Annotated in this window: 10 protein-coding genes and 5 tRNA genes; 11 read left to right on the plus strand and 4 right to left on the minus strand. The window is 60.7% G+C overall.

All coding sequences use genetic code 11. The features are described from left to right. Nucleotides 1–37 precede the first annotated feature (37 nt). The 3 genes from L1071_RS01965 to L1071_RS01975 all read right to left on the minus strand — a co-directional run bounded on the left by L1071_RS01965 (nucleotide 38) and on the right by L1071_RS01975 (nucleotide 2,716). Complete coding sequence (locus L1071_RS01965; protein WP_246968055.1) at nucleotides 38–559, minus strand: hypothetical protein; 522 nt, start codon at nucleotides 557–559, stop codon at nucleotides 38–40. A 93-nt stretch (nucleotides 560–652) separates the two neighbouring features. Then, nucleotides 653–2,449: a sodium:solute symporter family protein gene (locus tag L1071_RS01970; RefSeq protein WP_246968057.1), complete on the minus strand. Its 1,797-nt coding sequence runs from the start codon at nucleotides 2,447–2,449 to the stop codon at nucleotides 653–655. Between the two features lie 6 nt (nucleotides 2,450–2,455). Further along, on the minus strand, nucleotides 2,456–2,716 hold the full coding sequence (locus tag L1071_RS01975) for a DUF4212 domain-containing protein (RefSeq protein ID WP_246968060.1): 261 nt from the start codon (nucleotides 2,714–2,716) through the stop codon (nucleotides 2,456–2,458). Between the two features lie 555 nt (nucleotides 2,717–3,271). On the opposite strand from L1071_RS01975, the gene L1071_RS01980 reads away from it, so the two are divergent. The 9 genes from L1071_RS01980 to L1071_RS02020 all read left to right on the plus strand — a co-directional run bounded on the left by L1071_RS01980 (nucleotide 3,272) and on the right by L1071_RS02020 (nucleotide 8,139). After that, nucleotides 3,272–5,089: a DUF294 nucleotidyltransferase-like domain-containing protein gene (locus L1071_RS01980; RefSeq protein ID WP_246968063.1), complete on the plus strand. Its 1,818-nt coding sequence runs from the start codon at nucleotides 3,272–3,274 to the stop codon at nucleotides 5,087–5,089. A 77-nt stretch (nucleotides 5,090–5,166) separates the two neighbouring features. Beyond that, nucleotides 5,167–5,784, plus strand: a complete 618-nt coding sequence (locus L1071_RS01985; RefSeq protein ID WP_246968066.1) for a 3'-5' exonuclease — start codon at nucleotides 5,167–5,169, stop codon at nucleotides 5,782–5,784. A gap of 87 nt (nucleotides 5,785–5,871) precedes the next feature. Next, nucleotides 5,872–6,726: a tRNA 2-thiocytidine(32) synthetase TtcA gene (ttcA, locus tag L1071_RS01990; protein ID WP_246968067.1), complete on the plus strand. Its 855-nt coding sequence runs from the start codon at nucleotides 5,872–5,874 to the stop codon at nucleotides 6,724–6,726. A 32-nt stretch (nucleotides 6,727–6,758) separates the two neighbouring features. After that, entirely contained in the window at nucleotides 6,759–7,496 is a 738-nt protein-coding gene (locus tag L1071_RS01995; protein ID WP_246968069.1) for an alpha/beta family hydrolase, read from the plus strand. A 65-nt stretch (nucleotides 7,497–7,561) separates the two neighbouring features. Continuing rightward, a tRNA-Val gene (locus tag L1071_RS02000) sits at nucleotides 7,562–7,637 on the plus strand. Between the two features lie 50 nt (nucleotides 7,638–7,687). Then, nucleotides 7,688–7,764 (plus strand) — tRNA-Asp (locus L1071_RS02005). A 47-nt stretch (nucleotides 7,765–7,811) separates the two neighbouring features. Further along, nucleotides 7,812–7,888 (plus strand) — tRNA-Asp (locus tag L1071_RS02010). Between the two features lie 74 nt (nucleotides 7,889–7,962). Continuing rightward, nucleotides 7,963–8,039 (plus strand) — tRNA-Val (locus L1071_RS02015). Between the two features lie 23 nt (nucleotides 8,040–8,062). Then, nucleotides 8,063–8,139 (plus strand) — tRNA-Asp (locus L1071_RS02020). Nucleotides 8,140–8,218: 79 nt separating this feature from the next. Here L1071_RS02020 and L1071_RS02025 read toward each other — a convergent pair. Then, nucleotides 8,219–9,166: an alpha/beta fold hydrolase gene (locus L1071_RS02025; protein ID WP_246968071.1), complete on the minus strand. Its 948-nt coding sequence runs from the start codon at nucleotides 9,164–9,166 to the stop codon at nucleotides 8,219–8,221. 145 nt (nucleotides 9,167–9,311) lie between these two features. Here L1071_RS02025 and L1071_RS02030 point away from each other — a divergent pair, with 145 nt between their 5' ends. Together L1071_RS02030 and L1071_RS02035 are read left to right on the plus strand one after the other, a co-directional pair. Further along, the gene (locus L1071_RS02030) at nucleotides 9,312–11,324 is read left to right on the plus strand and encodes an FAD-dependent oxidoreductase (protein ID WP_246968073.1); all 2,013 of its coding nucleotides are present in this window, start codon (nucleotides 9,312–9,314) and stop codon (nucleotides 11,322–11,324) included. A 223-nt stretch (nucleotides 11,325–11,547) separates the two neighbouring features. Then, nucleotides 11,548–12,597, plus strand: a complete 1,050-nt coding sequence (locus tag L1071_RS02035) for a threonine aldolase family protein (protein ID WP_246968075.1) — start codon at nucleotides 11,548–11,550, stop codon at nucleotides 12,595–12,597. Nucleotides 12,598–12,785: the final 188 nt, after the last annotated feature.

Here is a 12,785-nt window from a genome sequence, read left to right on the forward strand (position 1 = left end):
CATTCTAGGCTAATCCACTGGTGCGCGTCAGTCGTCCTTACGCTCGGGGCGTTTCACACAAAGCCTGGTAAAGCGGGGTGTCGGCGCCAATCTCGTGCAGCGCGGAGGCGTCCGGTTGGCGCTCATTGCCGACTAATGGCACCCATTCCCGTGCGTCGCAGTGCATCAGGTAGGCCTGATGGGTTACACGGTCCGCGACTTGCTTCTCGAAGCGGTAGAGGAAGAACTCGACCATGCGCTCTCCGTCGGCCTCGGTAGCACTAAGATGATCGCGGTCGATGACTTCGAAGGCAACGGGCATGGGGTACATGTAAGTCCAGGGACGCCATAGCATCGAGCCGTATTCGACATCGACGACTTCAGCCGAGTCGGGGAGTTGCTGTTGCTTGAACGACAGCCAGCTGTATTCGTAATAGACCTGGTAGCCAAGCATGCCGAGGCCGCCCAGTGCCGGAACGATCCAACGCGGCAGGCGCTTAGCGCTGATGAAACGCAGCAGCAGGCCGATACCGGCGGTGCCGAGTCCGGCGAAAAGCGCTGCTATCAAGTGCCATATCATGGACGTCTTTCCTGAAAGCGCTCGGGCTTCCCTGAGGAAGCCCGAGCGAGAGGGTTGTCTGCAGCCCGGCGTACCGGGCCGCGTCATTATGGCTTAGTGGTTGTGGGCGACGCCAGCGCCTTTCGGATAACGCACGCTCTGTACCAAGTCTTGGATCTCCTGCGGCGGTGCCTTGGTGACCCGGGAGACCGCGAAGGCCACTGCGAAGTTGATGATCGCCCCCACAGCCCCGAACGAGAGTGGTGAGATGCCGAGCATCCAGTTCTCCGGCGTATTGGCCAGCATGTTGGTGCCCGGAATGAACAGCCAGCCTAAGTAAGTGAAGATGTACAGCAACGTGCTAAGCAGGCCGGCCAACATGCCACAGACCGCCCCGGCGCTGTTCATCCGAGTAGAGAAGATACCCATCATCAACACCGGGAACAGCGAGGCGCCGGCAATGCCGAAGGCCAAGGCCACGGTCTGTGCGGCAAAGCCCGGAGGATTGAGCCCCAGGTAGGTCGCCACCAGGATGGCGCCGGCCATCGAGATGCGGGCCGCGAGCATCTCGCCTTTCTCGGTGATGCGGGGATTGATGGTGTTCTTGATCAGGTCGTGACTGATCGCTGAGGAAATCGCCAACAATAGCCCAGCTGCCGTGGAGAGCGCAGCGGCAATACCCCCGGCGGCAATCAAGCCGATGACCCAAGGTGGCAGGTTCGCGATCTCCGGATTGGCGAGTACCAGGATGTCGTTGTTGACCGTCAGCTCATTGCCTTCCCAACCACGCTGCTGTGCCGTATCGGCAAAGCCTTCATTACTATCGTTGTAGGCTTGGATGCGGCCGTCGTCGTTCTTGTCCTCGAAATTGATGAGGCCGGTTTCTTCCCAAGTGCGGAACCAACCGGGACGATCCTCGTATTGCAGGGCGTTGTCGGCGGCGGCGTCGTAGTTCTCGACCTGACCGGCCATCTCGGGGTAGACGGTGGTCATCAGATTGAGGCGCGCCATGGACGCCACAGCGGGTGCCGTGAGGTACAGCAACGCGATGAACACCAGGGCCCAGCCGGCCGACCAGCGTGCATCGGCGACCTTGGGCACCGTGAAGAAGCGAATGATGACGTGGGGCAGGCCCGCGGTACCGATCATCAGCGATAGGGTGAACAGCACCATGTTGAGCTTGTTGTCGACATCAGCGGTGTAGTCCTGGAAGCCCAGCGCGTTGACGACGTCATCGAGCTTTTCGAGTAGCGGCACGCCGGATTCGCTATGCGTACTGAACAGGCCGAACATGGGAATCGGGTTGCCGGTCAGTTGCATGGCGATGAACACCGCCGGAATCGTGTAGGCGACGATGAGCACGATGTATTGCGCCACCTGAGTGTAGGTGATGCCTTTCATGCCCCCGAAGACCGCGTACAGGAAGACGATGGCCGCAGCGATCCAGATGCCGGCAGTACTGCTGACCTCGAGGAAGCGTGAGAATGCGACCCCGGCCCCGGTCATCTGACCGATGACATACGTCACCGAGGCGACGATCAGACAGACCACGGCAATGACACGCGCCGTGCGGCTGTAGAAACGGTCGCCGATGAAGTCCGGTACCGTGAATTTGCCGAACTTGCGCAGGTACGGCGCCAAGAGCATGGCCAGGATGACGAAGCCGCCGGTCCAGCCCATGAGGAAGGTAGAGTTGGCATAGCCGCCTGAGGAGATCAGTCCGGCCATGGAAATGAAAGATGCGGCGGACATCCAGTCGGCGGCGGTTGCCATGCCGTTAGTGACTGGATGTACGCCCCCGCCGGCGACATAGAACTCCTTGGTCGACCCGGCTCGCGACCAGATCGCGATGCCGATGTAGAGTACGAAGGAGGCGCCGACGAACAGCAAGTTGATGGCGAATTGGCTCATGATGGCTTACTCCTCCAGGCCAAATTTTTTATCGATTTTGTTCATTCGCCAGCCATAGAAAAAAATCAGGGCGACGAAGGTGAGGATGGAGCCTTGTTGAGCGAACCAGAATCCCAGGTCGGTCCCCCCGATGGGGATACCGGATAGCCATGGTCGGAATAGGATGGCGCCGCCGTAAGACACCAGTGCCCAGACGATCAGGCAACCGATGATAAGTCGCACGTTGGCTTTCCAGTAAGCTTCGGCATTGGATTTTTCATCAGCCATGGTGTCGCTCTCCACTGGTAGGGATATGTTGGCGTTGTGATGAGAGTGTGCGAGACGCTTCAAAGCAATCGCAGGTATAGAACACTCTTTGGGGTAACGTCATTGATACGATAGTGGCGCTAGACTTTTATCGATAATGACGGCGCTGTCCGTTGCGTGTTATCTACCTGGGATTGCTCTGAATAGCCTGACGATGATAGTGACCAATGATGCGGAAAAAAGAATCCCATACTTTGGTATCAAGCCATTAGTTTAAAGAGTAATTTTTTTAAATTTCATGGTTTTCATGAGGTTGTAAGGGCGCTCGAGAATTTGTAGCAGGCTTATTAAAAAGACGTGACATGTGTTGTGGAGCGCCAGTCAATGGCTGTTTTTTTGGTGCGATCTAAGCGTAGAACGATAGTCTATGTGTCGTAATAAAAGTCAGCTTTGCTACTCTCGAACGCGTAATATGATAAGCATCTTTCGGCCGTGTTACCGAAAAGTATAAGGAACATGAGGCGGTGATGATGACACCAAGTCGTGCCAGGGTCGGCACAGGACGAGGGTACTACCATGGTCGATATCAATCTCTCGCAGCCACCATTCAATCTGCTCGATGAAAAAGCACGGCAGCGCGTCCGGGACGGAGTCGATCTCGCGTATTTCAATGAGAGCGAGGTCATACTCGATGCCGGTCAACGCGGTGAGCATGTATTCCTGATTCACAAGGGCGAAGTGGCGGAGCTCGACCTCAACGCTAGCGAGGGAGAGCAGCGTATCGGCCATTACACGGCGGACGATCTGTTCGGGGCGATCAGCATCCTTAACGGTACGAGCCGCTATAGATTTCAGGCCGAGCAGGAAAGCCTTTGCTATTTACTGCCCCGCTGGCTTTTCGAAGACATCTGCAGCGCCTACCCCGCCTTCGATGATTACTTCCGTCAGCACCTGGCCGAAAAGGCGCGCCATGTGCTCCAGCGGCGGGCGGAAGGGGGCATGAGCATGGCGCGCTTCATGCTGGCACGGGTGGCGGAGTGCATGCGCGAGCCCGTCGTGATCGAGGGGCGCACCACGATTGCCGAGGCCGTCACGCACTTGCGCGAGTGTCATGCCGACAGCTTGCTGGTCAGTCATGCGGGGCGCTGCGGTATGGTGACCAAGACCGATCTTCTCGATGCGCTGGTTCAGCAAGGCTTGCCGCAAACAGCCGAAGTAGGCGGTATCGCGCATTTCACGCTGATCACCTCGCATGCCGATGACTACCTCTTTACCGCACTGGTGAGCATGACGCGTCACGAGGTCGCGCGTGTCGTGGTCATGGAGGGCGCGCAGGCGGTGGGTGTCGTCGAGTTGACCGACGTTCTGGGCTATTTCTCGAGCCGTGCGCATGTCGTCAGCCTGCAGATCGAACAAGCCGAGGATATCGATGGCCTGGCGTGTGCCAGTGCGGATCTACCACAACTGATCCAGGCGTTGATGGCGCAAGGGGTGAAGCTGCGTTTCGCCATGGAGCTCATGGCGGCGCTCAATGGGCGCATCATGCATAAGGCGTTTCGTTTCCTGATGCCCGAAACGCAACGGGAGCAATCGTGCCTGTTGGTCATGGGCAGCGAAGGGCGTGGCGAACAGATCCTCAAGACGGATCAGGACAATGCGCTGATCCTGGCCGATGGCAGCGATTGGCCGGGTATCGAAGCGGCCATGGGCAGCTTGACCGACACACTGGGCAGGCTCGGCTATCCGCCGTGTCCGGGTAACATCATGGTTTCCAATCCGCAGTGGGTGGCGAGCGAGTCGGCATGGCGAGGCAAGATCGCTCGCTGGGCCTCGAGCCGCGATCCGGATGCGTTGATGAATCTCGCCATCATGCTCGACGCCCATGCCATCGCCGGCAACGCGAGCTTGCTCGAAGGCTTGCGCGAGCACCTGTTTGCGCGCGGCTCCCACGATGAGTTGCTGCTCTCGTACTTCGCTCGGGGCGTATTGCGCTATTCCACGCCGTTGACCCTGTTCGGCACGCTCAAGCGCCCGGAGCATGGCATTGACATCAAGAAAGGGGGGCTTTTCCCCATCGTGCATGGCGTGCGCACGTTGGCACTGGAGCGGCGTATCGCGGCTACCTCGACGTTTGCGCGTCTCGAGGCCCTGGTCGACGACGGGCGCCTTGACCGGCCCTTCGCTGACGACCTGGGCGAAGCCATGGCGCTGTTTTCCGAGCTGCGCTTGCGCCAGCAGTTGGAAAATCTGGAGGGAAACGACACGTCGCAGGAGCCCAATCGCGTGGTCGTTCAGCGTCTCAGTGGCTTCGAACGTGACTTGTTGCGCGAGGCGTTGCATACGGTCAAGGAATTCAAGCAACGCTTGTCGCAGCGCTTTCATCTCGAGTATTGAGGTGCTCGTCAGCCAAGGGCCACGAACGGTCGAATCAAACCACACGGGCCATCGTCAGAAGCATACAGGAGGTTGCGATGATAAAAGCATTACGTCGTGCCGGTGATCGGCGCCGCCAACTGGGCGGGCATCATGCCTGGCGCTTCGAGCCGTATGGCGGCAGTGAGGTCATCGCTCTGGACTGCGAGACGACCCATCTCGACCCACGGCGGGCGGAGTTAGTAGCGCTGGCGGCGGTCAAGGTGCGCGATGGCCGCGTGCTGACCAGCGAGTCGTTGGACCTGCGCCTGCAGCGACCGGAGAGCTTATCGGGCGACTCCATCCGCATTCATGGCTTGCGTGGCGTCGATCTATGGGGCGGCGAGGCGTTGGGTGATGCGCTCGACCGTTTGCTCGACTTCATCGGCAATCGTCCGTTGGTCGGCTGGTGCATCGATTACGACATGGCAGTCATCAATCGCCACCTGCGCCCGCGCACGGGATTCGATCTGCCCAATCGAACGCTGGACGTCTGCCGGCTATATGCGCGTGAACGCCGACGCGTGCAGCCGGATATCGAGCCGGATATGCGTTTCGAGGCCATGAGTGAAGCTCTGGGCGTACCGGTCATGGGGCGTCATACGGCATTGGGTGATGCCGTGACCACGGCGCTAATGTACCTGCGCTTGTGTCACCGACGTGCGCTCAGTGCCTGAGCGACCAGGTTTGAGACTTCGTCGCGATGACCTGCGGTGGTAATATGAGGGGGTTCATTCACTACGGCAGGTCAAAGCGCTATCGTCATGCACGCACTCACCGGCCAAGACAAACTGGCATTCAACAAGTTGCAAAAACGCCTGCGGCGCCAGGTGGGAAACGCCATCGTCGACTACGGGATGATCCGTGACGGCGATAAGGTCATGGTATGTCTCTCCGGCGGCAAGGATTCCTACACCATGTTGGATATCCTCATGAACCTGCAGCGTAACGCGCCGGTCTCGTTCGAGCTGGTGGCCGTCAATCTCGACCAGAAGCAGCCGGGATTTCCCGAGCACGTGCTGCCCGAATACCTGGATGGCGTGGGCGTGCCTTACCACATCGTCGAGCGTGATACCTATTCGGTGGTCAAGGAGAAAACCCCGGAAGGCAAGACCACCTGCGCGCTTTGCTCGCGGCTGCGGCGTGGCACCCTCTATGGATTCGCCGAGGAGATCGGCGCCAACAAGGTCGCGCTGGGTCATCACCGCGAGGACATGCTGGAGACGTTGTTCCTCAACATGTTCTTCGGTGGCACGCTCAAGTCGATGCCCCCCAAACTACTCTCCGACGACAACAAGAATGTCGTTATCCGGCCCTTGGCGTATTGCCGTGAGGCCGATATTGCCGAGTACGCCGAGTGGCGCGAGTTTCCGATCATCCCCTGCAATCTGTGCGGTTCGCAGCCCAATCTTCAGCGTCAGGTGGTCAAGGAGATGCTTACGGAGTGGGAAGAGAAACACCCCGGGCGTCTGGAGACGATGTTCAAGTCGATCACCAATGTGGCGCCGTCGCAGCTGGCCGACCGCAACCTCTTCGATTTCGAGGGACTGGAAGACAAGCAACGCGAATTCCAGAATAAGCGCATCGAGGCGTTCGATGTGCTGGCGCGAGAGGCGTGACGCACCCTGCCTGCCAATGAGTCACGGCTGATATGAACTTCGAGCATGCCTATGCCGCGACGCCACGCTCGCTGACGTCACTGCAAGAGAGTGGTGTATCGCCGGGCGTCGCGGCGCAGTATTTTTATCTGGACGACCTAGGCCCTCTGGAAGTACGTGGCATGCCGCGTGTGGGGCGCTTGCTGCTGACCCATGGCGCAGGGGCAGGGCAGACCTCGCTCTTCATGCAGCGCTTGCGTGAGGCGCTGGCGCTGCATGGCGTGCAGGTCTGGGCCATCGATTTCGCCTACATGCAGCGGATATGGCATGAAAGTCGCCGGCGTCCGCCGCCGCGTGTCGAGAGCCTGGTCGACGAGCTGGCCGCCTGGCGAGACGCGTTGACGCCGCTTGCCGACGCAACGTCACCACCGTTGTGGCTGGGCGGCAAGTCGATGGGCGGGCGCGTGGCGAGTCTGCTGGCGGCATGCGATCAATCGGCGGGCCTGGCGCTGTTCGGCTATCCGTTTCATCCGCCTGGCAAGCCTGAGCGCACGCGGCTGGCGCATTGGCCGGATCTGGCCTGCCCCACCTGGGTATTCCAGGGCACGCGAGACCCGTTCGGAGGTGAGAGTGAGGTCCGTGAATACGCCTTGCCGGCGACGGCACACGTGCATTTTCTCGACGATGGCGATCATGACTGGCAGCCGCGACGGCGAGCTGGGCATGATCAGGCGGCGTTGATCGAGGAAGCAGCGCGCATGGTGACCGTCGCCATGCAGGCAAGTGAATGAATCCGATGAATATAATCGGTTGACTTTCCACGCTCTGTCTGTAGAATTCAGCGCCACGTGACCAGGGGTGGTTAGCTCAGTTGGAAGAGCACCAGCCTTACAAGCTGGGGGTCACTGGTTCGAGCCCAGTACCACCCACCATTGCGCGAAATGTGTTTCGAGTAGTGGGGACACGTAAAGAAGAATGTAGCGGACCGGTAGTTCAGTTGGTTAGAATGCCGGCCTGTCACGCCGGAGGTCGCGGGTTCGAGTCCCGTCCGGTCCGCCAGTTCTTCATCGGAAATCCGACAATGTGTGGTTAGCGTTGTATTCAGCGGACCGGTAGTTCAGTTGGTTAGAATGCCGGCCTGTCACGCCGGAGGTCGCGGGTTCGAGTCCCGTCCGGTCCGCCACGATTTCCTTGCCGAAGCGTCATTGACGACAAGGCATGTAGAAGCAACATGCAGTACCAAGCAGTATGCGATCCGGGTGGTTAGCTCAGCTGGTTAGAGCACCAGCCTCACATGCTGGGGGTCACAGGTTCGAGTCCTGTACCACCCACCAATCCGAATAAAATCGGACAATGCGGACCGGTAGTTCAGTTGGTTAGAATGCCGGCCTGTCACGCCGGAGGTCGCGGGTTCGAGTCCCGTCCGGTCCGCCACGATCGCCATCGGCCAACCCTGAGTCATTGACTTGGGGTTTTGTCGTTTGGGCCTTCCTGCTTCATGCGCGGATGCCCCCTATCGCGCTGTTTCCTCAGTGTTTTCCTCATCCAAGACCGTGTCGTCCTGATGTGCCTGGCACCAGGCGAGTGCCTGCGGGTAGACGTCTTCCACGGCGCCGGGGTGCGTCAGCATGTCCAGATGCGCGTAATCTCGCCCCTGACCGTTCTCACGTCCCAGCACGCGTAGTGCATGCCGGTGTGGGCCGCATTCCTCGACGAAGCGTGCCACGTCTCGGGGGTGCCCTAGGGCCTGGTCGCGATGACCGGCGAGATGCAGTGTGGGCGGCAATCCTCCCTGCGCCAGGGCGGCGGCATAATCGAAGCCATCCTCGGCGTCCCGCCAAGGTGTTTCGCGCACCCAGGCGACGCTGTCCGCGTGGCTGGCGGCATATTCGTCGTCACTGCCCCAGCGTAGTGAACGCGCCGGCAGGTAGCCGCATAGACCTCGGGCCAGCGGTGCGAGCCCCTTCCAGATCAGATCGATATAGAGCCATTTGCTGGGATTCTGAACCCGCACCTGGCGCTTGGTGCCGAAATAGACCTGGCTGGCGATATGCTCGCGACTACTGGGGACGCGCGCCAGGTGTGCGGCGATCAAGACGCCACCCCAGGAATGCGCCATGACATGGCAGCGTGACTGGCCACTCAGCCCCAGGCAGGCGGCCAGAGCAGCGGTGACTTCATCGAGGATGACCGCGCGCTGCGAGAACGAAACGCCACGCGCAGGGCGCGGTGAGGCGCTGCCGCGACCGCGTTGATCGATCACCATGACGTCATGCCCCTGCCGGGCAAGCCAGGGCGCCAGCCCCTTGCCGCTACGGCTGTGAAAAATGCGCCCCGACTCGATGGCGCCATGCCAGCACAGGATGGGTAGGCCGTGGATGCGTTCGGGCTGGAAGCGGGTAAGATTCAGTTCGCCGCCGCCAGCGACGGGGATGCGGTGTCGAGAGCTCTGATAATCCATTCGGGTCTCGCTTGTCTAGCGTGAGAGGGCAGTCATGTCTGCGCCCTTGGTCGGGATTGCCTCCCGTGACGCCTTCGTTACAATGTTCATACAGTTGTTTGAAAATGTATGGTGGTTTAAAGCCGAGTGCAAGCGAGGACGCGCCGTGACTCAGTATCCGCATCTCTTTCGCCCGCTGGCCGTGGGGCCCGTGACGCTCGATAACCGCATCCTGATGGGCTCGATGCACACCAATCTGGAGGAGGCTCCCGACGGCTTCGCGCGTCTGGCGGCGTTCTATGCCGAGCGGGTACGCGCGGGTGTCTCGTTGATCGTCACCGGCGGCATCGCTCCGACTCCCGAGGGCGCAGTGTTCGAAGGCGCCGCCAAATTGAGCGAGCCGGAAGAAGTCGAGGCGCACCGACAGGTGACTCAGACGGTACATGCCGAGGGTGGCCATATCTGCATGCAGATCTTGCACGCCGGGCGTTATGCCTATTCGCCTGCCCTGGTGGCGCCCTCGGCGCTCAAGGCCCCGATCAATCCGTACACACCCCGGGCGTTGAGCGGCGACGAGGTGACGGAGCAGATCAAGGCCTATGTCAATTGCGCCCAACTGGCTCGCGAGGCGGGTTACGACGGCGTCGAAGTCATGGGTTCGGAAGGCTACCTGATCAATCAGTTCCTGTGCCGGCGTACCAATCACCGCGACGACGAGTGGGGCGGGGAATTCGAGAACCGCATGCGCTTCGCGGTGGAGATCGTGCGCCGCATTCGACAGGCGTTGGGCGATGACTTTTTGATCATCTTTCGGCTGTCGATGATCGACCTGGTCGAGGACGGCAGCAGCCACGACGAGGTCGTGGCCCTGGGACGTGCGATCGAGGCGGCGGGCGCCAATCTGATCAATACCGGAATCGGCTGGCATGAGGCGCGGGTGCCGACCATCGTCACCAGCGTGCCGCGGGCGGCCTTCACCGAGGTCACGCGGCGCCTGCGTGAAGTGCTCAAGGTGCCGTTGATTGCCACCAACCGCATCAATATGCCCGAGGTGGCCGAGCACGTGCTGGCCGAAGGGCACGCCGACATGGTTTCGATGGCGCGCCCCTTTCTCGCCGACCCTGAGTGGGTGGCCAAGGCGCGCGAAGGACGCGAGGCGTTCATCAATACCTGCATTGCCTGCAACCAGGCCTGTCTGGACCATACCTTCCAGGGCAAGTTGACCTCCTGCCTGGTCAATCCACGTGCCTGTCACGAGACCGAATTGACGCTCGCGCCCGTGGCGACGCCGCGTGATATCGCAGTGGTCGGGGCTGGTCCGGCGGGACTGGCGACCGCCGTGTCGGCGGCGCAGCGCGGCCACCGCGTCACGCTGTTCGAACGCGAGGCCGAGGTCGGGGGGCAATTCCGCTATGCGCAGCGCATACCCGGGAAGGAAGAATTCCGCGAGACGCTGCGCTATTACCGCAGCATGCTCGAGGCGCTGGATGTGACGGTGTGCCTGAATACATCGGCCGAGGCGCAACGCTTGCAGGCCTTCGATGTCGTGGTGCTGGCATCGGGAGTCGCGCCCCGGGCGTTGTCGTTGCCGGGTAGCGAGGATCCGCGTGTGGTGGACTATCCCACGGCGATCATGCACCCCGAGCGTGTCGGCGAGCGCGTGGCGATCATCGGCGCGGGTGGGATCGGCTTCGATGTCGCGGAGCTCTTGACCCATGCCGAGCATCCCGCACTGGATCGCGAGACGTGGTGCGCCGAGTGGGGCGTCGATCTGTCGTTGGCGGCGCGGGGCGGTCTCGTGGCACCGCAAGCGCCGCAGGTGCCCCGTGAAGTGACGCTGCTGCAGCGCAAGACCAGCAAGCCTGGCAAGGGGCTGGGCACGACCACCGGCTGGGTGCATCGGGCTGCGTTGCGCCAGCGCGGGGTGCGCATGCTGAGTGGCTGCGAGTATCTCGGCATCGACGCTGCGGGGCTGCATATCATGCATGACGGCCAACAAGAATGCCTCGAGGTAGAGACGGTGGTGGTGTGTGCCGGTCAGGTATCGGTGACGGATCTCGAGGCGCCGCTGACGGTAGCCGGCTGCGAGGTGCATGTCATCGGGGGCGCACAGGAGGCGACGGAGCTCGATGCCAAACGGGCCATCGATCAGGGTACCCGTCTGGCGGCACATATATAAGAGGGTGTTTACAAAAGGACTTCGCTCGCCCGTTTTGTAACTCCCCCTCTAAGAAAGTGCGTGTATAAGAAGGTGTTCACTAGCGGGCTTCCGATGTGAAGCGGCGATGAGTAGACTGGATCGAGACGCAATTTTTTGCAGGTTAACGGCAGGTGTTGGCACCCGGTACCTGGCGTTACGTTTCAAGCGTCTTTCTTCTCGCCACACATGAGGACAATAAGGCATGGAATCCGACTGTACGCCGCTTTTTCTGGCCAGCGATAATACCTCCGGCATTTGCCCCGAGGCGCTCGACTACCTGTTGCGCGCCAACGAAAGCGATGATCTCGCCTATGGCAACGATGCCTGGACCCAGAAAGCTGCCGACCGTTTTCGCCGTTTCTTCGACTACGACTGTGAGGTGTTTTTCGTCTTTAATGGCACCGCCGCCAACTCGCTGACACTCGCCTCGATGGGGCAGAGCTATCATAGCGTCATCTGCCACGAACTGGCGCATATCGAAACCGACGAATGCGGCGGACCGGAGTTCTTCTCCAACGGTGCCAAGCTGCTGACATGCTCCGGTGCGGATGGCAAGTTGACGCCCGAGGGCATCGAATCACTGGTGACGCGGCGCAGCGACATTCACTACCCCAAGCCGCGCACGATCTCGCTGACCCAAGCCACCGAGGTCGGCACCGTGTATACCCGCGATGAGCTGATGGCGATTCGTGCCATGGCGGATAAACATGGTCTGCACGTGCATATGGACGGGGCGCGCTTTGCCAATGCTTGTGCGTCGCTCGGGGCCACGCCGGCGGAGCTCACCTGGCAGGTCGGCGTCGATGCGCTGTGCTTCTCGGGGACCAAGAATGGTTTGCCGATGGGCGAAGCGGTGGTCTTTTTCAACCACGCCCTGGCGGAAGACTTCGACTACCGCTGCAAGCAGGCAGGGCAGTTGGCCTCCAAGATGCGTTTCATCGCCGCGCCTTGGCTGGGCCTGCTGGAAAGCGGTGCCTGGTTGCGTAATGCCGAGCATGCCAACGCTATGGCGGGATATCTTGCGGAGGGCTTTGCCGCCTTGCCGGGGGCCGAGCTGATGTTCCCCGCCCAGGCCAATAGCGTCTTCGTGACGCTGCCCGTCGCGGTCCTCGAGACACTGCGCCAGCGCGGCTGGACGTTCTATACCTTCATCGGCGCGGGCGGTGCGCGATTCGTCTGTGCCTGGAATACCACGCAAGCGCTGCTCGATCGCTTGATCGACGATGCGCGCGATGCATTGTCTGCTGCCTGATCGAGTGCCAGGGCGAGGGCATCGATGTGCTCTCGCCTTTCCCGCCGTTTGCGGATTTCAACGAACCAATGGCCGTTTATGGGCTCTCATGTCGAGGGCCGTGCCGCTGCGTTGAAAGGAAATACGTTTCGCATCGCCCCTTTCTTCTCCATCCGTCTACGCTGATACATAGACAGCCCAGAATCCGA

Origin of the sequence: Chromohalobacter sarecensis, assembly GCF_023061135.1 — a bacterium.
In the GTDB taxonomy this organism is placed as follows: domain Bacteria; phylum Pseudomonadota; class Gammaproteobacteria; order Pseudomonadales; family Halomonadaceae; genus Chromohalobacter; species Chromohalobacter sarecensis.